The sequence below is a fragment of the Streptomyces sp. MGP-BFMKR1 genome (genome assembly GCF_057766585.1).
Window position 1 is genome coordinate 190,263 of sequence record NZ_CM173408.1, and the last position, 24,321, is coordinate 214,583.

At 73.9% G+C, this 24,321-nt stretch carries 2 protein-coding genes; both read right to left on the minus strand.

Annotated features, from left to right (window positions below; translation table 11 throughout):
* Positions 1-10: 10 nt before the first annotated feature.
* Positions 11-12,211, minus strand: a complete 12,201-nt coding sequence (locus AC3CHW_RS00705) for an SDR family NAD(P)-dependent oxidoreductase (RefSeq protein ID WP_488469173.1) — start codon at positions 12,209-12,211, stop codon at positions 11-13.
* Between the two features lie 41 nt (positions 12,212-12,252).
* Positions 12,253-24,318, minus strand: coding sequence for an SDR family NAD(P)-dependent oxidoreductase (locus AC3CHW_RS00710; protein ID WP_488471268.1), 12,066 nt, complete (start codon positions 24,316-24,318; stop codon positions 12,253-12,255).
* Positions 24,319-24,321: the final 3 nt, after the last annotated feature.

Sequence of the window (24,321 nt, forward strand, 5' to 3'; positions counted from 1 at the left end):
TCGCTCCTGATCAGGAAGGCAGTTCGCGGTCGATGAGGGCGAACAGCTCGTCGTCCGACGCCGCGTCCACCGCGGTGCTGTCCGCGGTCTCCGCGCCGGGCGTGTCGTGGTCCGGCCCGCTGTCGTTGAGGCGCCACAGCAGCGTCTCCAGCCGCTTGGTGAGCTTGCCGCGCGCGTCGTCGCCGGCGTCGACCCGAGCCATCGCCGCCTCCAGCCTCTCCAACTCCTCGAAGAGGGGCGCCGCTGGGTCGGCCGCCGCGGGGCAGAGCTGTTCGCGCAGTTCCTCGGCGATGGCCGCCGGGGTGGGGTAGGTGAAGATGAAGGTGGCGGGCAGCCGCAGCCCGGTGGCGGCCGAGAGCCGGTTACGGAGTTCGACGGCGGTCAGCGAGTCGAACCCGAGGTCCTTGAACGGGGCGTCGCTGTGCACCGCGTTGGGGTCGGCGTGGCCGAGGACGGCCGCCGCGTTGCCGCGTACCAGGTTGAGCAGCGTGCGCTGCTGCTCCTCGGGGGGCAGGGTGGCGAGTTGGCTGGCCCAGTTGGTGGCCGCCGCCTGGTCGGTGGCCGCGCCGCGGCGCGCGGTGGCGGTGCCGACCAGCGCCCGGAGCTGCGCGGGCAGAGTGTCGGCGGGTTGCGCGCCCAGGGCGCGCAGGTCCAGGTGTGCGGCGGCGAGTTGGGCGTGGCCGTGCCGGCAGGCGGCGTCCAGCAGGCGCAGGGCGTGTTCGTTCGGCATGGCCTTGATGCCCGAGCGGCTCATCCGGGCCAGGTCCGCCGCGTCGAGGTGGCCGGTCATGCCGCTCGCGTCGGCCCACAGGCCCCAGGCGATGGACACGCCGGGCAGGCCGAGCGCGCGACGGTGGGCGGCCAGCGCGTCGCAGAAGGCGTTGGCCGCCGCGTAGTTGGCCTGCCCGGGGCTGCCGAGAGTGGCCGCCGCGGAGGAGAAGAGGACGAACATCCCGAGCCGCAGATCCTTCGTCGCGGCGTGCAGGTGGGCCGCGGCGTTGGCCTTGGCGGCCCACACGGGCGCCAGTCGCTCGGCGGACTGGGAGGTGACCATGGCGTCGTCGAGCACACCCGCGGCGTGAACGACGCCGGTGAGCGGGTGCGCGGGGTCGATGCCCGCGACCAGGTCGGCGACCGCGGCCCCGTCGGTGACGTCGGCCGCGACGACGCGCGCGTCGGCCCCCGCGTCGGCCAGTCGTGCCAGCAGGGCGTCCGCGCCGGGCGCCTCCGCGCCACGCCGGCTGACCAGCACCAGGTGCCGGATGCCCCAGGCCCGAGCGAGGTGTTCGGCGACGTGACCGCCGAGGGTGCCGGTGCCGCCGGTGATCAGGACCGTGCCGTTGGCGTCCACCGTGCCGGGCACGTCGAGGACGAGCTTGCCGGTGTGCTTGGCCTGGCTGAGGTGGCGCAGCGCCTGCCGGGCCCGGGCCAGCGGCCAGCTCCTGACGGGTGGCGGTTGCAGCGTGCCGGCGCGGAACATCTCCCGCAGGGTGTCGAGCATGTCGCCGATCCGGTCGGCCCCGGCATGGGTGATCAGGTCGTACGCCTGGTAGCTGACGCCCGGGTAGGCGGTGGCCAGGTGGTCGGCGTCCCGGATGTCGGTCTTGCCCATCTCCAGTAACCGGCCGCCCTCGCCGAGCAGGCGCATCGAGGCGTCCACGAACGGGCCGGAGAGGCTGTTGAGTATGACGTCCACGCCGCGCCCCCCGGTCGCTTCCCGGATGGTCGCCTCGAAGTCCAGGTCCCGGGAGTTGGCCCGGTGTGCCTGGTCGATGCCCAACGCGCCGAGGACCGGGTGCTTGCCCGGGCTGGCCGTGGCGTACACCTCGGCGCCCAGGTGGCGGGCGATCTGGACGGCGGCCGTGCCGACGCCACCGGTGGCCGCGTGGATGAGCACCCGCTCACCCCGCTGTACTCGGCCGAGTTCGACGAGCCCGTACCAGGCGGTGAGGTAGGCGATCGGTACGGCGGCGGCCTGCTGATCGGTCCAACCCTCGGGGATGGGTGTGACGAGTCGGGCGTCGGTCTGGGTGATCGGCCCGAAGGCGCGGTCGAAGACGCCCATCACCCGGTCGCCGACGGACACGCCACTCACCCCGGGCCCCACCGCCACGACGGTGCCCGCGCCCTCGCCGCCGAGTCCGGTCTGTCCGGGCACCATGCCCAGGCTGACGACCACGTCCCGGAAGTTGACGCCCGCAGCGTGCACCTGGACCCGAATCCGCCCCTCGGCGAGCGGCTCCATGACCTCCGGGCACGGCACGGGAGCGACGCCTTCGAGGGTGCCGCTGCCGTCGGTGTCCAGGCGCCAGGCGGAGCGCCCGTCCGGGCCGACCACGCCGCCGACCGCGGTCCCGCCGCGCACCAGCCGGGGGACGAGGAGTTGACCGCCGCGCACCGCGACCTGTGTCTCAGCCGCGCTGATCGCCTGCCGTACACCGGCCACGAGACCCGGGTGAGCGGCGTCGGCCGCGACGTCCGGGTCGAGGTCGAGCAGGAGGAAGCGGTCGGGGTTCTCGGACTCCGCGCTCCGCAGCAACCCCCATACGCCGGCTCCGGCCAGCTCCACCGTGCCGTCCTCGCCCTCACCGGCCGCGACCGCGCCCCGGGTGACGACCACCAGTCGGCTCGCGGCCAGCCGTGGTTCGGCCAGCCAGCTCCGCACCAGGTCGAGCACGTGCTCGACGGCGCGCCGGCCGGCGTCCGCCAACCCTTCACCCGCCGTGATTCCTTCGCCGACGACCGTGGGTGACACGCCGACGCACGCCACGGCCGGCGGCGCGGTTCCGGCCTCCAACGCCTCGACCAGCGCGGAGACGCCGGCGTACGACTCGGGGCTCGCGCCGTCCGGCAGCTCCAACCCGGCGAGTCGGAACGGGTCCTGGCCGAGCACGGCCCAGTCACCCGCGCCGTCCGCCGACCCGTCCGCGTCGCCGACGACAGGCCGGGGCAACGGGGTCCAGTCGAGCGCGAACAGTCCGTCCACCCCACGGCCGCCGGCCGCGCGCAACTGGTCGGGCGCGGCGGCACGCATCGCCACCGCGTCGACCGTCAGCACGGGCGCGCCCACGGCGTCGGCCACGGTGAGCCGCAGCGCCCGCTCGTCGTCTCCACCCCGCGGCCCGGGAGAGATGCGAACCCGCACGCTGCCGGCCTGGGTGGCCCACAGCGACACACCGTTCCACGCGAAGGGCAGCCACACCCGGTCCGCCCGGGAAGCCGCCGACCGCGCCCCGGACCCCGCAGCGCCCTCACCGGCGCGCCCCTCACCGCTGGCGTCGGTGTCGGTATCGGTGTCGCTGTTCGGGGCAGCGGCCTCGGCATCGGTCTGGTCGATCAGGAGCGCCGGGTGCAGCGCCGCGTCGAGGAGGGCGGGGTGGATGCCGTATCCGTCCCGCTCCCCCGCCGCCTGCGGCAACTCCACCTCGGCGTACACGTTCTCGCCCTGTCGCCACACGGCCCGCAGCCCCTGGAACGCCGGGCCGTAGCCGTACCCCTCGGCGGCAGCCCGCGCGTAGAACCCGTCGACGTCCACGGACTCGGCCCCCGCCGGCGGCCACGCGCCCAGCAGCCCCGTGGGCTGGTCGGCCGTGTCGGACGGCGGGCTCAGCACACCCTCCGCGTGGCACACCCAGGTGGCGTCCGCGCCGGGCTCGTCCTCGGGGCGCGAGTGGATCCGTACGTCCCGCGAACCGTCAGCCGCGGGCGCTCCGACGACCACCTGTACGCGCAGCGCCCCGGAGGCCGGAAGCTTCAGCGGCACCTGAAGCGCCAACTCCTCCACGCCCGCACACCCGGCCTCGTCGGCGGCCCGCAACGCCCACTCGGCCAGCGCCGCGCCCGGCAACAACGCCGAGCCCGCCACCACATGCTCGGCCAACCAACCCCGGCCACTCCCCGCCGAAAGCCGACCGGTCAGCAAAAGGCCACCATCGGCCAACTCCACGGCGGCCGGCAACAGCGCATGCGAGACCTGTTGCAACCCCGCGGCGCCCACGTCACCGACGCTGCTCTGCGAGACGAGCCAGTAGGGCTCACGCTGGAAGGCGTAGGTGGGTAGGTCCACGACGCGGGGCGTGGGGTCGTCGGGGAACCAACGGGTCCAGTCCACGCTCACGCCGGCGGTGAACGCCCGGGCTACGGACCGCGCCAACTGCTCCAACCCGCCATGCTCCCGGCGAAGGGTCGGCACCGCGGCAGCCTCGATCCCGGCTTCGTCGAAGGATTCCTGGAGTCCGACGGTCAGGACGGGGTGGGTGCTGGCCTCGATGAACACGCGGTGGCCATCAGCCAGGAGGTGGCGTGCGGCCTCAGCGAAGCGGACCTGTTCGCGCAGGTTGGTGACCCAGTAGGCGGTGTCCAGGGTGCTGGTGTCGATGCGTTCGGCGGTGACGGTGGAGTAGAACGCCACCTCACCCTGGGTCGGACTGATACCGGCTAGCACCTCGTGGAGTTCGTCGGCGATCTCATCAACCTGTGAGCTGTGGGAGGCGTAGTCCACGTCGATCAGGCGAGCCCTGCCGCCACTTTCCTCCAGCGCGGAGACGGCGTGTTGGACCTGCTCGGGCGGTCCGGAGACCACGGCGGAGCCGGGCCCGTTGACGGCCGCGATGCCCACACCCGCCGCACTCTCACCAAGCCCAGCCAGGAACTCCTCGGCCTTGTCCTGACTCAACGCCAGCGAAGCCATCGCCCCGCCACCAGCCAACCGGCGTAGCGCCTTGCTCCGCAACGCCACCACCTTCGCACCATCATCCAACGACAGCGCACCCGCGACGACAGCAGCCGCGATCTCACCCTGACTGTGACCCACCACGGCGGCAGGCGTCACACCCTGATCAGCCCACACCGCGGCCAACGACACCATCACGGCCCACAGCACCGGTTGCACCACATCAACCCGCCCCAGGTCGGCGGCGCCCACCCCACCCCGCAGCACCTCGCTCAGCGACCAGTCCACATACTGAGCGAGTGCCTGTTCGCACTCGGCCACCCGCGCCGCGAACACCGGCGAGGCTTCCAACAACCCCGCGCCCATCCCCACCCACTGCGAACCCTGACCCGGGAAGACCAGCACCGGACCATCGCCATCGAGACCCGGGGCCGCGTCCGACGTCACCACACCCGGATGCGCCTCGCCCGCCCCCAACGCCAACAATCCCGCGTGGAGCGACTCCCGATCGCGTCCCACCACCACCGCACGCCGCTCGAACAACGAGCGTGACCTCACCAACGACCAACCGACCTCGCCCGACGACAACCCGGGCCGGCTCTCCACCCACTCGGCCAACGCCACCGCCTGGCCCCGCAGCGCCTCCTCGCCCCGCCCCGACAACACCCACGGCACCACGCCGCCGGCCTCGGACCCCGCGGAGACCTCGGGCGCCTCGGAAGTGTCGGCGACCTCCGGAGCCGCCTGCTCGAGGATCACGTGCGCGTTGGTGCCCGAGGCGCCGAAGGACGAGATGCCCGCTCGCCTGGGGCGGTCCTTCCGTGGCCATTCCACCGGCTCCGACAGCAGTCGCACCGCTCCCGCGTCCCAGTCCACATGGGGCGTCGGTTCGTCGATGTGCAGGGACTGGGGCAGGACGCCGTGGTGCATGGCCTGCACCATCTTGATGACGCCCGCCACTCCCGCGGCGGCCTGCGTATGGCCGATGTTCGACTTCACCGAGCCCAGCCACAGCGGGTCGTTCTCCTCCCGTTCCTGCCCGTACGTGGCGATCAGCGCCTGTGCCTCGATCGGGTCGCCCAGTCGCGTTCCCGTACCGTGGCCCTCCACCGCGTCCACCTCGGAGGCGCTGAGCCCGGCATTGGCCAATGCCTGCCGAATCACGCGCTGCTGCGACGGCCCGTTGGGGGCCGTCATCCCGTTCGACGCGCCGTCCTGGTTCACGGCGGAGCCGCGTACCAGCGCGAGCACCCGGTGTCCCTGGCGCCTGGCGTCCGAGAGCCGCTCAAGGAGCAGCACTCCCACGCCTTCGCCCCACCCGGTGCCGTCGGCCGCCGCCGCGAAGGGCTTGCACCGCCCGTCCGGTGCCAGGCCGCGCTGGCGCGAGAACCCGGTGAACACGTCCGGGGTGGCCATCACCGTCACACCGCCGGCGAGCGCCAACGCGCATTCGCCCGAGCGCAGTGCCTGCGCCGCCAGGTGCATGGCCACCAGCGACGACGAGCATGCCGTGTCGACCGTCACCGCCGGGCCCTCCAGGCCCAGCGTGTACGCCACGCGGCCGGAGACGACGCTGCCCGAGCCGGCCAGCATGGCGTAACCCTCCAGTTTCGGGTCGCCGCCGCGCGACAGTCCCGCCGCGTAGTCGTGGTACATCACGCCCGCGTACACACCCGTCGCCGAACCCCGCAGCGAGACCGGATCGATCCCGGCCCGTTCCAGCGCCTCCCAGGACGCCTCCAGCAACAACCGTTGCTGCGGGTCTGTTGCCAGCGCCTCTCGTGGGTTCACGCCGAAGAAGCCCGCGTCGAACTGGTCCGCGTCGTACAGGAAGGCCCCCTCACGCGCGTAGCTCGTCCCCGAGTGGTCCGGGTCCGCGTGGAAGAGGCCGTCCACGTCCCAGCCTCGCGTGGTCGGGAACTCCCCCAGCACCGCGCGCCCGCTCGCCACCAGGTCCCACAGGCCCTCCGGCGACTCCGCTCCCCCGGGGAACCGGCAGGCCATGCCGACGATCGCGACCGGCTCGTCCGCACCCACACCCACCGACGCCCGCGCCGAGGTCCGCGCGGCGTCCGTGCCCGCGCCGCCGCTCCACCGCGACAGTACGTAGGCCGCCAGCAGGCGCGGCGTCGGGTAGTCGAAGACCAGGGTCGCCGGCAGTCGTAGACCGCTCACCGCCGACAGGCGGTTCCGCAGTTCCACCGCCGTCAGCGAGTCGAACCCCAGCTCCTTGAACGCGGAGTCGGGTCGCACGTCGGCGGCCGAGGCGAAGCCGAGCACGGCGGCCACGCCGCCGCGCACGACGTCGAGGATCTCGGCCCGCTGCCCGTCCGCGTCCAGGCCCGTCAGCCGTGCCGTCAGGCCCGCCGCGCCCGAGGCGTCGGCGTCGGTCGCCCTGCGCCGCGTGCGTCCGGCGAGGCCGCGCAGCACGGGCGGCAGGTCGGTGGCGCCGGCGAGGCCGTGCACGTCCAGGTCGACGGCCACGAGCAGCGGTCGCGTCGACCGGTGGGCGGCGTCGAGGAGGCTCAGGCCGCGCTCGGCCGTGAGCGGGCGCATGCCGCGCAGCCGGGCCAGCTCGGCCTGGCCCATGTGGCCGGTCATCTCGCTGGCCTGTTCCCACAGGCCCCAGGCCACCGACTGTCCCGGGAGTCCGAGGCCGCGCCGGTGGGCGACCAGGGCGTCGACGAACGCGTTGGCCGCCGCGTAGCCGGCCTGGCCCGCGTTGCCCACGACGCCGGCGGCCGAGGAGAACATGAGGAACATGCGCAGGTCCAGGCCGGCCGTGGCGGTGTGCAGGTGTGCCGCGACGGTGGCCTTGGCCGCCCATACCCGCCCAACCTGTTCCGCCGTCTGCGAGGTCACCACGCCGTCGGCCAGCGTGCCCGCCGCGTGCACCACGCCCGTCAGCGGGTGCTCCGGGTCGATGCCCGCGATGAGTTCGTTGGCCTCGTCGGCGTTCGTGACGTCCGCCGCCACGACGCGCACCTGGGCGCCGAACTCGCCGAGGTGCTCGGCGAGTTCGGCGGCCCCCGGCGCTTCCGGGCCGCGCCTGCTGGCCAGTACCAGGTGCCTGACCCGCCACGTCCGCACGAGGTGTGTCGCCACCAAGGCGCCGAGCATGCCGGTGCCGCCCACGATCATCACCGTGCCGTCCGGGTCGAGCCCACTCGCCTCGCCCTCCTGGCCTGGTGCGTCCGACGCGCTGTCGGGTGCGGTGGCCGGGGCCCGTACGAGCCGGGGCACCAGCGCGCGCTCGTCCCGGAGCGCAACCTGCGACTCGTCGGCCGCCAGGGCCGCCAGCACCCCGGCCGTCAGCCCGCCCACTGGCGTCTCGGCCGCCGCGTCGAGGTCCAGCAGGAGGAAGCGCCCCGGGTTCTCCGACTCGGCGCTGCGTACCAGGCCCCACACGCCGGCGCCCGGCGTCGCCACGTCCGCGCCTTCGGTGGCCACCGCGCCGCGCGTCACGACCACCAGCCGCGACGACGCCAGCCGTTCCCGTGTCAACCAGTCCCGCATCACGTCCAACACGCCCACGGTCGCGCTCAGGCCGGCCTCCGCCAGCCCCGCGCCCTCGCCGTCGGGGGTCGCGACGCCGAGCAACACCACCGACGGCACCTCGCCGTCCTCACCCACCGCGTCCAGCAACGCGTCCACGTCCCCGAAGACCCGTCCCGAACCCGGCAACTCTTCGGCCAGACCCCACACATCGGTGCCCAGCACCGCCCAGTCCGCCGCTTCCGTGACCGCGCCGCTGCCCGACGTGACGCCGGTCAGCGGTGTCCACTCCACCGCGAACAGCCCGGCCGCCCCGTGTCCGGCGGCCTTGAGCCGCTCGGTGGAGGCGGGGCGCATGGTGACCGCCTCGGCCGTGAGCACCGGGGCGCCGACGGCGTCGGCCACCGTGACCTGGAGCGAGCGTTCTCCGCTGGTGGCGGCCTGGTCGGAGGAGACGCGGACGCGGACGGAGCCGGCCTCGGCGGCCCACAGCGCGACGCCGCTCCAGGCGAAGGGCAGCCACACCTGTTCCGCTTCGGACGCCGCTGCGGGCTCCTCGGTCAGCAGCGCCGGGTGCAGGGCGGCGTCGAGCAGCGCGGGGTGGATGCCGAACCCTTCACGATCGCCGGCAGCCTCGGGGAGTTCGAGTTCGGCGTAGACGTGCGAGCCGTGCCGCCAGGCGGCCTTGAGACCTTGGAAGGCCGGGCCGTATCCGTATCCCGCCTCGGTGGCCCGCTCGTAGAAGCCGGTGAGGTCCACGGCCTGGGCCCCGGCGGGCGGCCAGGTGCCGTCGAGTGGCCCGGGTGTGTCGGGGTGGGGGGTGGGCGGGCTCAGGGTGCCTTCGGCGTGGCACACCCAGCCCGCGTCGGCGCCGAGGTCGGTGTCGTGGTCGGGCCGCGAGTAGACGCGCAGGGTGCGCCGGCCGTCCTCGGCGGCGGCGCCGACGACCACCTGGGCGCGTACGCCACCGGTGGCGGGCAGCGCGAGCGGCACCTGGAGCGTCAGCTCCTCGACGCCGCCGCAGCCCACCTCGTCGGCCGCGCGCAGCGCCCACTCCACGAGGGCGGCGCCGGGCGCGATGACGGTGCCGCCCACCACGTGCTCCGCGAGCCAGGGTTGCGCCTGCGCCGCGACGCGGCCGGTCAGCACCAGGCCGCCGTCGGCGAGCCCGACGGCCGCGGGGAGCAGCGCGTGCTCCACCCGCTGGAGGCCGGCCGCGCCGACGTCGCCCACGGCGGCGCTCGGCGCGGGCCAGTAGCGCTGGCGCTGGAAGGCGTACGTGGGCAGGTCCACCACGCCGGGCGTGGGGTCGCTCGGGAACCAGCGGGCCCAGTCCACGTCGGCGCCGGCGGTGAACGCCAGTGCCACGGACTGCGCCAACTGCTCCAACCCGCCGTGCTCTCGGCGAAGGGTCGGCACCGCGGTGGCCTGGATGCCGGCCTCGTCGAAGGACTCCTGCATGCCCACGGTGAGCACGGGGTGGGTGCTGGCCTCGATGAACACGCGGTGCCCGTCGGCCAGGAGGCGGCCCATGGTGTCGGCGAAGCGTACGCGTTCGCGCAGGTTGGTCACCCAGTACGGGGTGTCGAGGGTAGCCGTGTCGATGCGCTCGGCCGTCACCGTGGAGTAGAAGGCCACCGGGGCACGGGTGGGCTTGATCCCGGCGAGTGCCTGGTGCAACTCGTCGGCGATCTCGTCAACCTGTGGGCTGTGCGAGGCGTAGTCCACGTCGATCAGCCGGGCTCGCCCACCGGCCTCCTCGCGCGCGGCCACGGCGTGTCGTACCTGCTCCGGCGGTCCGGACACCACCACGGAGCCGGGCCCGTTGACCGCCGCGACGCTCACGCCCGCCGCGGCCTCACCCAGGCCGGCCAGGAACGCGGCGACCTCTTCCTCACGCATCGCCAACGAGGCCATCGCCCCGCCGCCGGCGAGGCGGCGCAGCGCCTTGCTCCGCAACGCCACCACCTTCGCCCCGTCCTCCAGGGACAACGCGCCGGCGACGACGGCAGCCGCGATCTCACCCTGACTGTGACCCACCACAGCGGCAGGCGTCACACCCTGATCAGCCCACACCGCGGCCAGGGAGACCATCACCGCCCACAACACCGGCTGCACCACATCGACCCGACCCAGGTCGGCGGCGTCCACCCCGCCCCGCAGCACCTCGCTCAGCGACCAGTCCACGTACGGCGCGAGCGCCCGCTCACACTCCGCCACCCGCGCCGCGAACACCGGAGACGACTCCAACAACCCCGCACCCATCCCCACCCACTGCGAACCCTGACCCGGGAAGACGAGTACCGGGCCCACGCCACCGGGGCCGGTGGTCGTGGCGGCGGGGGTGCCCGGGGCGATGACGTGCGGGTGGTCCGCACCGTCCGCCAACGCCCGGAGGCCGCCCAGCAGTTCGTCCTCGCTCTGGCCGACGACGACGGCGCGGTGCTCGAAGGTCGAGCGGGTGGTCACCAGGGACCAACCGATCTCGGCGGGTGAGTGTCGGGGGGCGTCGGTGAGGCGGGCGAGCAGGGCCGCCGCCTGGCCGCGCAGCGCGTCCGCGCCGCGGCCGGAGACCACCCAGGGCAGTACGTGGGTGGCGGCGGGGACTGGGTGGGTCGTGGGGTGGTGTGGCGGCTGGGTCGCGGACTGTGCCTCGTCCACGGGCGCCGGCGCCTCTTCGAGGATGACGTGTGCGTTGGTTCCCGAGATCCCGAACGACGAGACGCCCGCGCGCCGGGTGCGGGCACCGGCCGGCCAGGGCACGGGGTCGGTCAGGAGCCGGACGCCGCCGCTGCTCCAGTCCACGTGCGGGGTGGGCTCGGCCAGGTGCAGGGAGGCCGGCAGGTGTTGGCGTTGGAGCGCCATCACCATCTTGATGACGCCGGCCACGCCGGCGGCGCCCTGGGTGTGGCCGATGTTGGACTTGACCGAGCCGAGCCACAGCGGTTGGTCCTCGGCTCGGTCCTGACCGTAGGTGGCAAGCAGCGCGTCGGCCTCGATGGGGTCGCCGAGCCGGGTGCCGGTGCCGTGCGCCTCGACCGCGTCCACCTCGGACGGCGACAGCCGGGCGCTGGCCAGGGCCTGGCGGATCACGCGCTGCTGGGACGGCCCGTTGGGGGCGGCGAAGCCGTTGCTGGCACCGTCCTGGTTGATGGCCGAGCCGCGGAGCACCGCGAGCACCCGGTGTCCGTTGCGCCGCGCGTCCGACAGGCGCTCCAACAGGACGAGCCCGACGCCCTCGCCCCAGCCGGTGCCGTCGGCGTCGGCCGCGAACGCCTTGCAGCGGCCGTCGGGCGAGAGGCCGCGCTGTCGGGAGAAACCGGTGAAGACCTCGGGGGTGGCCATGACGGTGACGCCGCCGGCCAGGGCCAGTGAGCATTCACCCTGGCGCAGCGCCTGGGCCGCGAGGTGCATGGCCACCAGCGACGAGGAGCAGGCGGTCTCCACGGTGACGGCCGGGCCTTCGAGGCCAAGGGTGTAGGAGACCCGGCCGGACAGCAGGCTGGGGGCGTTGCCCGCGTAACCCTCCGAGCCCTGCTGGGGGGCCTCGCCCTGTGAGGTTCCCCCGGTGGTGGCGGTGCCGGCGTACACCCCGGTCTGGCTGCCCTTGAGGGAGACCGGGTCGATGCCGGCGCGTTCGATGGCCTCCCACGCGGTCTCCAGGAGGAGGCGCTGTTGGGGGCCGGTGGCGAGTGCCTCGCGCGGGCTTATCCCGAAGAAGGCGGGGTCGAACTGGTCGGCGTCGTAGAGGAACCCGCCCTGGGTGACGTAGCTGGTGCCCGGGTGGTCCGGGTCCGGGTGGTACAGGCCGTCCAGGTCCCAGCCCCGGTCGGTGGGGAAGTCCCCGATGGCGTCGGTGCGCGAGGTGACCAGTTCCCACAACTGCTCGGGCGAGGCGACGCCGCCCGGGAACCGGCAGGCCATGCTGACCACGGCCACCGGCTCCTGGGAGCGCTCCTCCACCTCGCGCAGGCGCAGCCGCGTTTCGTGCAGGTCCTTGGAGACGCGCTTGAGATACTCGACCAGCTTCTCTTCGTTCACCATGAGGTATCCCCCGGCCTGAGCGATGGTGTGGTCCCGTGCATTCAGGACACGCCAAGTTCGTTGTCGATAAAGTCGAGGACCTGGTCCGCTGACGCGGAGTCCAGTCGCTCCACGGCGCTGCCCTCGTGCGCGGGCTTGCGTGCCGCCTTCCACTTCGCCAGCAGGCTCTCCAGCCGAGCCGTCACCGCACCGGAATCGCCGTCCTCCAGATCAAGCTGTATCAAGGTGCTCTCAAGCCGGGCCAAATCGTTGAGCACCGGATCGACGGCGTCCGGTCCGCTGGCCGGTGCCCCCGCGGGCGCGATCCGCTGGAGCAGGAACTCCGCCAGCGCGGTGGGCTCGGGGTGGTCGAAGACGAGGGCGGCGGGCAGCCGCAGGCCGGTGGCGGCTGCCAGGCGGTTGCGCAGTTCCACTGCCGTCAGCGAGTCGAAGCCGAGGTCCTTGAAGTTGGCCTCGGCGTGGACCGCGTCCGCGTCGGCGTGCCCGAGCACGGTGGCCGCGTTGCCGCGCACCAGGGTGACCAGGGTGCGTAGCTGCTCGTCGGGGGAGAGTCCGGCCAGTCGGCTCGCCCAGTTCTCGGGTTGGCCGCCGCCGGTCGTCGCGGTGCGCCGGGCGCGGGTGCTGCCGCCGCTGGTGGCGACCAGGGTGCGCAGCGAGGCGGGCAGGGTGTCGGCGGGTTGCGCGGCCAGGGCCCGGGGGTTGATGTCGGCGGCTACCAGGTGGTGGCCGCCGTGTTGGATGGCCGCGTCCAGCAGGCTCAGGGCGTGTTCGCTGGTCATGGCGCCGATGCCGGAGCGGGCCATGCGGGCCAGGTCCGCGTCGGCCAGGTTGCCGGTCATGCCGCTGGCGTTGGCCCACAGGCCCCAGGCGATGGAGACGCCGGGCAGGCCGAGCGCCTGTCGGTGGGCGGCCAGCGCGTCGCAGAACGCGTTGGCGGCGGCGTAGTTGGCCTGCCCCGGGCTGCCGAGGGTGGCGGCCGACGAGGAGAAGAGGACGAACATGCCGAGCCGCAGGTCCCTGGTCGCGGCGTGCAGGTGGGCGGCGGCCGTGGCCTTGGCCGCCCACACCCGGGCCAGTCCGTCCGGGGTCTGCGAGGTGAGGACCGCGTCGTCGAGGACGCCGGCGGTGTGGATGACGCCGGTGAGGGGGTGGGCCGGGTCGACGCCGGCGACCAGGCTCTCGACCGTTTCCCGGTCCGTGACGTCGGCCGCCACCACCTGGGCCGATGCACCGGCGGCGGCCAACCGCTCGACCAGTTCACCGGCGCCCGGCGCCTCCGGGCCACTACGGCTGACCAGCAACAGGTGCCGAGCCCGACCCGTACGCACCAGATCCCCCGCGACGAGGGCACCGAGGGTGCCGGTGCCGCCGGTGATCAGAACCGTGCCCTCGGGGTCCAGGGTGGCCGGCACGTCCAACACCAGCTTGCCCGTGTGCTTGGCCTGGCTCAGATGCCGCAACGCCTGCCGCGCCCGCGCCAACGGCCACACCCGCGACGGCAACGGAGTCAGCACACCGCGGCTGAACAGGTCGCTGAGGGTGGCCAGCATCTGCCCGATGAGCTCCGGGCCCGCGTCGGTGACCAGGTCGTAGACCTGGTAGCGGGTTCCGGGGTACGCGGCCGAGACAGCCTCCGGGTCGCGGAGGTCGGTCTTGCCCATCTCCAGCAGGCGTCCGCCGTCGGCGAGCAGCCGCAGCGAGGCGTCCACGAACTCGCCGGCCAGACTGTTCAGGACGACATCGACACCCCGACCACCCGTCGCGTCCCGGATGGCCGACTCGAAGTCCAACGACCGCGAGTTGGCACGATGCGCCGCGTCGATACTCATCCCCGCCAACACCTCGTGCTTGCCAGGACTGGCCGTCGCGTACACCTCCGCCCCCACATGCCGCGCCACCTGCACCGCCGCCATCCCCACCCCACCAGCCGCGGCGTGCACCAACACCGACTCACCCGCGGCCAACCCACCCAACTCCACCAACCCGTACCAGGCCGTGAGGAAGACCGTGGGGACGGCAGCCGCCTCGTGGAAGGTCCAACCCTCGGGCATCGGCGCCACCATGCGGGCGTCGGTCAGGGCGATCGGCCCGAAGGCGCGGTCGAAGATGCCCAGCACCCGGTCGCCGACGGCGACGTGGGTGACACCGGCACCGACGGCCGTCACGACGCCCGCGCCCTCACCGCCGAGCCCCACCTGGCCCGGGACCATGCCCAGGCTCAGCAGGGCGTCCCGGAAGTTGACGCCGGCGGCGCGCACCTCGACGCGCACCTGCCCCGGGGCCAACGGCTCAAGGATCTCCGGGCAGGGCACCGGAACGACGTTGTCGACGGTGGCCGCGCCTTGGAGCTCCAGGCGCCAGGCCCGCTCCCCGACCGGTCCGACGATCCCGCCGCCGTCCGCGCCCGAGCGCACCAGGCGGGGCACCAGGACCCGCCCGGTACGCAGCGCCACCTGCGGTTCGTCGGCCGTGACGGCCAGCGCCACGGCCTGCGCGACGTCGGTGCCGTCGGGTGCCGGCGCGTCCGCGCTCTCGGCCACGGGGTCGAGGTCGAGCAGCAGGAAGCGCCCGGGGTTCTCCGCCTGCGCGCTGCGGATCAGGCCCCACGCGCCGGCGGCCGGCAGCCGCACCCAGGCGTCGGTGACGGCGCCGTCGTCGGGCGACTCCGCCGCCGGAACGGCCCCACGGGTGACGACGACGAGCTTGGCGTCGGTCAGCCGCGGTTCGGCCAGCCACTCCTGCGCCTGGCGCAGCAACCACTCCGCCACCACGCGCCCCGCGTCGGCCGCGTCCTCTCCCGCGTCGCCGCCCACCACCGGGAGCAGCGCGACGGAGGGCGCCGGCGCGCCGTCGTCCAGGGCGACGACCAGCGCGGCCACGTCGGCGAAGGGCTGCGGAGCACCGTCGGACAGGCGCGCGTCGCGCAGTCCGTACGGATCGTCCTGGCCCAACACGGCCCAGGCGCCACCGGGCGCCTCGGACGCGGGCGCAGCGAGGTTGGTCCACTCCAGCGCGAACAGGCCGTCCGCGCCCTGGCCACCCACGGCCCGCAACTGATCGGCGGTGGCGGCCCGCATCGCCAGCGACTCCACCGTCAGCACCGGCGCGCCGACCGCGTCGACCACGGTCACCCGCAGTCCCCGCTCGTCCGTCGCCACCTGCGGGTTCGGGGAGATGCGCACGCGTACGGTGGCGGCCTGCGCGGCCCACAGGGTCACGCCGTGCCAGGCGTACGGCAGCCAGACGCGCTCGGCCGCGGCCTCGGGCCGCGCGTCCGGTGCGAGCAACAGTGCCGCGTGCAGCGAGGCGTCGAGGAGGGCCGGGTGAATGCCGAACCCGTCCCGCTCCCCCGCCGCCTCGGGCAGCTCCACCTCCGCGTACACGTCCTCGCCGTCGCGCCAGGCGGCCCGCAGCCCCTGGAACGCCGGGCCGTAGGCGTAACCCTCCGCGCCCACCCGTGCGTAGAACCCTTCGACGTCCACCGGCTCCGCGCCGGCCGGCGGCCAGGCACCGCCCAGCCCGGCGGGCTGCTCGGCGTCCTGCGGGGGCGGGCTCAGCACACCCTCCGCATGGCACACCCAGTCCGCGTCAGCGCCGAGGTCGGCGTCGCGATCGGGCCGGGAGTAGATCCGTACGTCGCGGCGCCCGTCGTCGAAGGCCGCGCTGACGGTGAGCTGGATGCGTAGGCCGCCGCTGGCCGGCAGCACCAGTGGCACCTGGAGCGACAACTCCTCCACCCCCGCGCAGCCCGCCTCGTCGGCGGCGCGCAGCGCCCACTCGGCCAACGCCGCGCCCGGCAACAGCGCCGACCCGGCCACCACGTGCTGCGCCAACCAGTCTCGATCGGCGCCCCCCGGCGCGAGCCGCCCGGTCAGCAGCAACCCGCCGTCGGCCAACGCCACGGCGGCGGGCAGCAGCGCGTGCTCGACCCGCTGCAGGCCGGCGGCCCCCACGTCCCCGACCCTGTCGCCCAGAATCAGCCAGTAGCGCTCGCCCTGGAAGGCGTACGTCGGCAGGTCGACGGTGCGCGGCGGCGGGTCGGCCGGGAACCAGTGCGCCCAGTCCACCTCGGCCCCCGCGACGTGCAACCTGCCCAGCGCCTGGGCGAACGCCTGCGCCTCCGGTTGCTTGCGGGACAGCGCCGCGACGGTCAACGGTTGCGCGCCACCCGCCGCGTCCGCCTCGCCGTCCCCCTGGTCCAGGGTGTGTTGGGTGGCGGTGGTGAGGGTGGGGTCGGGGCCGAGTTCGAGGTAGGTGTGGGTGGTGGGGGCGGTGTGGGTGATGGCTTGGTGGAAGTGGACGGGTTGGCGGATGTGCTGCGCCCAGTAGGTGGGCGTGGTGATGAAGTCCGGATCGGCTGGCTGTCCGGTGAGGTTGCTGATCAGCGGGATGACGGGCGCGTGGAACGTCAGGGTGCTGATGGACTGGGTGAAGGGGTCGAGGATGGGGTCCATCTGGGGTGAGTGGAAGGCGTGGCTGACGGTCAGGGACCGTGTTTTGCGTCCTTGTTCGGCCCAGTGGGTGCGGATGGCTTCGACGGCTTCGGTGGGCCCGGAGATGACCGTGTTCCCGGGGGTGTTCAGGGCCGCGATGCTGACCTGATTCTCGTACGTGGTGAGGTGGGGTTGGAGTTCTTCGGGGGTGGCGTTGAGGGTGGCCATGGCGCCGCCGGGTGGGAGGCTGCCCATGAGGGTGGCGCGTTGAGCGACCAGGTGGCAGGCATCGGGGAGGTCGAGGATGCCGGCAATGTGGGCTGCGGCGACCTCGCCGATGGAGTGCCCGATCACCGCGTCCGGCCGTACACCCAGCGTCTCCAGCAGTCGTGCCATGGCGACCTGGAGCGCGAACAGCCCTGCCTGCGCGTAGGTGGTGTGGTTCAGCAGGTCGTCAGGCCCACCGGTGAAGACCACGTCGCGCAGGGGGTGGTCCAGGTAGGGGTCGAGGAGATCGCAGACCTGGTCGAAGGTCTCGGCGTAGGCGGGGAAGCGGTCGTACAGCTCGCGGCCCATGCCCGGGCGCTGGCTGCCCTGGCCACTGAAGAGGAACACCGTGTCGCCGGTGGTGGGCCGGGGGGTGGGCGTGATGAGCGCGGGGTGGGTGTCGCCCTCGGCGAGCGCGCGCAGGCTGGCCAGGAGCGCATCGCGGTCGTCACCCACGACAACGGCCCGGTGCTCGAAGAGCGTGCGGGTGGTCAGCAGGGACCAACCCACTTCGGTGAGGGTGAGGTCAGGTGTGGTCGTCAAGTGGTCGGCCAGGGCCGCCGCCTGGCCGCGCAACGCCTCGGTGCCACGGGCTGACAGCACCCAGGGCAGCGGGCCCTCGGCTTCCGGCCCGGCGGCGGGTTCCGGCAGGTCGGGGGCCTGTTCCAGGATGACGTGGGCGTTGGTGCCCGAGGCACCGAAGGACGATACGCCCACCCGCCGCGGGTGGGTGTGTTGCGGCCACCGCACCGGCTCCGTGAGCAGCCGTACGGCGCCGGCTTCCCAGTCCACGTGGGGTGTGGGCTCGTCGATGTGCAAGGACGGCGGGAGTACGCCGTGTTGCATGGCCTTGACCATCTTGATGACGCCGGCCACACCGGCTGCCGCCTGGGTGTGTCCGATGTTGGACTTGATGGAGCCCAGCCACAGCGGTTCGGTTCCCTGGCGCTCCTGGCCGTACGTCGCGAGGAGCGCCTGGGCCTCGATCGGGTCGCCGAGGGTGGTTCCCGTGCCGTGTGCCTCCACGGCATCCACCTCGGCCGGGGAGACGCCCGCGTTGGCCAACGCCTGCCGGATAACGCGCTGTTGGGACGGGCCGTTGGGAGCGGTCAGGCCGTTGGACGCGCCGTCCTGGTTCACCGCGGAGCCCCGTACCATCGCCAGGACGCGGTGCCCGTTGCGCCGCGCGTCCGACAGCCGCTCCAGCAGCAGCACTCCCACGCCCTCGCCCCAGCCGGTGCCGTCGGCCGCCGCGGCGAACGGCTTGCACCGCCCGTCGGGGGCCAGGCCGCGCTGCCGCGAGAAGCCCGTGAACACCTCCGGGGTCGCCATCACCGTCACGCCGCCGGCCAACGCCAGGGTGCACTCACCCTGGCGCAGTGCCTGGGCGGCCAGGTGCATCGCCACCAGCGACGACGAGCACGCGGTGTCGACGGTCACGGCCGGTCCCTCAAGGCCCAGCGCGTAGGCGACGCGTCCCGAGACGACGCTGCCCGAGCCGGCCAGCATCGCGTAACCCTCCAGCTTCGCGTCCCCCGCGCTCGACAGGCCCGCGGCGTAGTCGTGGTACATGACGCCCGCGTACACACCCGTCGCGGAACCCTTGAGCGACACCGGGTCGATGCCGGCCCGCTCCAACACCTCCCAGGACGCCTCCAACAGCAACCGCTGCTGCGGGTCGGTGGCCAGGGCTTCTCGCGGGTTCACCCCGAAGAACCCCGCGTCGAAGCGGTCCGCGTCGTACAGGAACGCGCCCTGCCGCGCGTAGCTCGTCCCCGGGTGGTCAGGGTCCGAGTGGAACAGCCCGGCCAGGTCCCAGCCCCGGGTCTCCGGGAACTCCCCCAGCACCGCGCGCCCGCCGGCCACCACGTCCCACAGGCCCTCCGGCGAGTTCGCGCCTCCCGGGAAGCGGCACGCCATCCCGACGATGGCCACCGGTTCGTCCGAGCCCGTCACGTCCAACACCCGCGCCGGTCCGGCCGCCTCGCCGCCGAGCCGCGCGAGGACGAACTCCGCCAGCACGCGCGGCGTCGGGTAGTCGAAGACCATCGTCGCCGGCAGCCGCAAGCCGCTGGCCGCCGACAGGCGATTGCGCAGCTCCACCGCCGTCAGCGAGTCGAAGCCCAACTCCTTGAACGTCGCCCCGGCCCGCACGTCGGACGCGGACGCGAAGCCCAGGACCACCGCGACGGCCTCGCGGACCACACCCACCACCGCGTCGAGCCGCTCGGCCGCGTCCAGGCCAGTCAGCCGCGACGCCAGGGCCGGCCCCTGGGCATCGGCGTCGGCGGCCCTGCGGCGGGTGCGGGCGACCAGCCCGCGCAGCACGGGGGGCACGTCGTCGGCCCGGGAGAGCGCGCCGAGGTCCAGGTCCACGGCGACCGGCTGCGGGTCGGCGAGACCACAGGCCGCGTCGAAGAGTCGCAGCGCATGCTCGCTGGGCATCGCGCGGATGCCGGAGCGCGTCATGCGCGCCAGGTCGGCTTCGGTCAGATGGCCGGTCATGCCGCTGGCGTCGGCCCACAGGCCCCAGGCGATGGAGACACCGGGCAGTCCGCGGGCGCGGCGGTGCGCGGCCAGCGCGTCGCAGAAGGCGTTGGCCGCCGCGTAGTTCCCCTGCCCGGCGCTGCCGAAGGCGGCGGCGGCCGAGGAGAAGGTGACGAAGAGGCCCAGGTCCAGCCCCTCGGTCGCGGCGTGCAGATGCGCCGCGACCGCGGCCTTCGCCGCCCACACCGGCGCCAGCCGCTCCGGTGTCAGCGAGGTCAGAACGGCGTCGTCCAGAACGCCCGCCGCGTGCACCACACCGGTCAACGGGTGCTCGGGGTCCACGCCGGCGATCAGTTCGGCCACGTCGTCGGCGCGGGTCACATCGGACGCGACGATGCGTACGGTCGCGCCCAACTCTTCGATGCGTGCGGCGAGTTCGTCGGCACCGGGGGCCTCGGTGCCGCGCCGGCTGGCGAGTACGAGATGCCCCACCCGCCAGTTCCGTACCAGGTGCTCGGCGACCAGGCCACCCAGCATCCCGGTGCCGCCGACGATCACGACCGTGCCCTCGGGGTCGAGCGGGGGGTGGGCCGCCGTGCGCGCCTCGCCCCGCGCCCGCGCCAGCCGCGGCACCAGCACCCGGCCACCCCGCAGGGCGACCTGCGCCTCGTCGACGGCCAGCGCCGCGCGCAGCCCGTCCGCCACGCTCCCGGCACCCGGCTCGGTGCCCGTCGGCTCCAGGTCGAGCAGGAGGAAGCGCCCCGGGTTCTCCGACTCGGCGCTGCGCACCAGGCCCCACACCCCCGCGCCGGACGCCGCCACGTCCACACCCGGCCCGTCCGTCGCGGCGGCTTCGCCGGCCACCACCGCGCCGCGCGTCACCACCACCAGCCGCGCGTCCGCCCACCGCGGCTCCGCCAACCAACCCTGCACCAACCCCAACACACCCTCGACCGCCCGCAGCCCAGCAGCCGCCGGCCCTCCGTCGCCCTCCGGGCGCACGCCAGCCAACACCACCGACGGCACCGAGCCGTCCTCCCCCACCGACGCCGCCAGCGCTTCGAGGTCGCTCCACACCCGACCCGAGCCCGGCAGCGCGTCGGCCAGATCCCACACGTCGGGGCCCACGACCGCCCAGTCGGCCGGCCCGGTAGTGGCACCGGTGTCCCGTGCGCCGTCGGGCGCCGGGACCCACTCCATGGTGAACAGCCCGTCGGCCGCGCGCTCGGCGGCTCCCAACTGGTCGGCAGCGGCCGGTCGGGTGACCACCGAGTCCACCGTGAGTACGGGGGCTCCGACGGCATCGGCCACGGTCACCCGCACGGCGCGTTCGTCGGCTGCGTCCTGTTGGTACGCGGAGAGCCTGACCCGGACCGTGCCGGCCTCGGCGGCCCACAGCGCCACCCCGTTCCACGCGAACGGCAGCCACACCCGCCCCTCGCCGGCCACGGGATCGGGCTCGGTCAACAACAGCGCGGGCTGTAGGGCGGCGTCGAGCAGGGCGGGATGGATGCCGTAGCCGGCCCGCTCCCCCGCCGCGTCGGGCAACTCCACCTCGGCGTACACGTCGGAACCGTGCCACCAGGCCGCCCGCAGTCCCTGGAAGGCCGGCCCGTAGCCGTAGCCGGCGGCGGTGGTCCGGTCATAGAACTCCGAGAGGTCCACCGGATCAGCCCCGGCCGGCGGCCAGGTGCCGGAGAGTTCCCCGGCCCGCTCGACGTCCGTCGCGGGCGGGCTCAGCACGCCTTCGGCATGGCACACCCAGTCCTCGTCGGCCGCGTCCCGCTCCGGGTGCGAGTAGACCCGCACATCGCGTCGTCCGTCATCGCTGGCGGCCCCGACAACCACCTGTACGCGTACCGCCCCGGTCGCCGGCAACACCAGCGGCACCTGGAGCGCCAGCTCCTCGACGCCACCGCAGCCCGCCTCGTCGGCCGCGCGCAACGCCCACTCCACCAGCGCCGCGCCCGGCACCAGGATCGTGCCACCCACCACGTGCTCCGCGAGCCAGGAGTGCGACTGGGCCGACAGTCGCCCGGTGAGCAGGTGCACGCTGCCGTCGGCGATCTCGACCGCGGCCCCGAGCAGCGGATGCCCCGGCGCGGTCAACCCCAGGTGTGTGGGGTCGCCACCGTGCCCACCGGTTCCGTTCATCCAGTAGCGCTGGCGTTGGAAGGCGTAGGTGGGCAGGTCCACGACGCGGGGCGTGGGGTCGCTGGGGAACCAGCGCGTCCAGTCCACCGGGGCCCCGGCGGCGAAGGCCGCCGCCACGGACTGCGCCAACTGCTCCAACCCGCCATGCTCCCGGCGAAGGGTCGGCACCGCAGCGGCTTCGATTCCGGCTTCGTCGAAGGCTTCCTGGAGTCCGACGGTGAGGACGGGGTGGGTACTGGCCTCGATGAACACGCGGTGGCCGTCGGCCAGGAGGTGGCGTACGGCCTCGGCGAAGCGGACCTGTTCGCGCAGGTTGGTCACCCAGTACGCGGTGTCCAAGGTGCTGGTGTCGATACGTTCAGCGGTGACGGTGGAGTAGAACGCCACCTCACCCTGGGTCGGACTGATACCGGCCAACACCTCGTGCAACTCGTCGGCGATCTCATCAACCTGTGAGCTGTGGGAGGCGTAGTCCACATCGATCAACCGGGCCCTGCCGCCTGATTCCTCCAGTGCGGAGACGGCGTGCTGAACCTGCTCGGGCGGTCCGGAGACCACGGCGGAGCCGGGCCCGTTGACGGCCGCGATCCCCACGCCCGCCGCGCTGTCACCAAGCCCGGCCAGGAACTCCTCGGCCTTGTCCTGACTCAACGCCAGCGAAGCCATCGCCCCGCCGCCGGCAAGGCGGCGCAGTGCCTTGCTCCGTAGCGCCACCACCTTCGCCCCGTCCTCCAACGACAGCGCGCCAGCGACGACAGCAGCGGCGATCTCGCCCTGACTGTGCCCCACCACAGCGGCAGGCGTCACACCCTGATCAGCCCACACCGCAGCCAACGACACCATCACCGCCCACAGCACCGGCTGCACCACATCCACGCGGCCCAGGTCGGCGGCGTCCACCCCACCGCGCAGCACCTCGCTCAGAGACCAGTCCACATACGGAGCCAACGCCCGCTCACACTCCGCCACCCGCGCCGCGAACACCGGCGAGGCTTCCAACAACCCCGCACCCATCCCGACCCACTGCGAACCCTGACCCGGGAACACCAACACCGGGCCCACACCGGTCGGTGTGGTGGGGCGGCCGGGGTCCACGACGTGGGCGTGGGGCTCGCCGGCGGCCAGGGAGGTGAGGCCGGCGAGGAGGTCGTCGCGGGTTTGGCCGGTCACGACGGCGCGGCGGTCGAGCGTGGTGCGGGTGGTGGTCAGGGACCAGCCCACGTCGGTGGGGGTCAGTTCGGGGTGTGCCGTCAGGCGCGTGGTCAGGGCCTGGGCCTGGGCGCGCAGTGCGTCGTCGCTGTGGGCCGAGACCACCCAGGGCACCACGGCGTTGGCGGCCGGCGTCGCGTCGGCCGGGGTGGTCGCGGGGTCGTCGTGGGTGGGCTCGGGGGCCTGTTCCAGGATGAGGTGGGCGTTGGTGCCGGAGATGCCGAAGGCGGAGACGCCGGCCCGGCGGGGGCGCCCGGGGTGCCAGTCGACGGGCTCGGTCAGCAGGCGTACGCCACCGCCGCTCCAGTCGACGTGCGGGGTGGGCGCGTCGATGTGCAGGGAGGCCGGCAGGACGCCGTGCTGCATGGCCAGCACCATCTTGATGACGCTGGCGACGCCGGACGCGCCCTGGGTGTGGCCGATGTTGGACTTGGCCGAGCCGAGCCACAGTGGCTGGTCGTCGGGGCGGTCCTGGCCGTAGGTGGCGAGGAGGGCGTCGGCCTCGATGGGGTCGCCGAGCGTGGTGCCGGTGCCGTGTGCCTCGACGGCGTCCACCTCGGAGGTGGAGAGTTCGGCGTTGGCCAGCGCCTGGCGGATGACGCGCTGCTGGGACGGCCCGTTGGGAGCGGTGAGCCCGTTGCTCGCGCCATCCTGGTTGACCGCCGAGCCGCGGAGTACGGCCAGCACGCGGTGGCCGTTGCGGCGGGCGTCGGACAGCCGTTCCAGGAGCACCATGCCGGCGCCCTCGGAGAAGCCGGTGCCGTCGGCCGCGGCGGCGAACGGCTTGCACCGGCCGTCGGGGGCCAGGCCGCGCTGGCGCGAGAACTCGGTGAACAGGTTGGCGTTGGGCATGACCGTGACGCCGCCGGCCAGCGCGAGCGTGCACTCCCCCTGGCGCAGCGACTGGGCCGCCAGGTGCATGGCGACCAGGGACGAGGAGCAGGCCGTGTCCACGGTGACCGCGGGACCCTCAAGGCCGAGGGTGAAGGCGACGCGGCCCGATACGACGCTGAGCGTGTTGCCGGTCAGCAGGTAACCCTCGGCGCTGCGCTCGATGTGCGGGGTGCCGAAGCCGAGGATGCCGGCGCCGGCGTACACGCCGGTGGGTGTGCCCTTGAGCGTGGCGGCGTCGATGCCGGCGCGTTCCAGGGTCTCCCAGGCGACTTCGAGCAGCAGTCGTTGCTGGGGGTCCATGGCCAGCGCCTCGCGCGGGCTGATCCCGAAGAAGGGGGCGTCGAACTGGTCGGCGTCGTCCAGGAATCCGCCGCGGCGGACGTAGCTGGTGCCGGGGTGGTCGGGGTCGGGGTGGTACAGGCTTTCCAGGTCCCACCCTCGGTTGGTGGGGAACTCGCCGATGGCGTCGCCGCCCGTGGCGACCAGTTCCCAGAAGTCCTCCGGCGAGTCGATGCCGCCCGGGAAGCGGCAGGCCATGCTGACCACGGCGATCGGCTCGTTGAGGCGCTCTTCCACGTCGCGCAGCCGCTGCCGGGTCTCGCCCAGGTCGACCGTGACCCGCTTCAGGTACTGGCGGAGCTTGTCTTCCGTGTCCGACATCAGTTC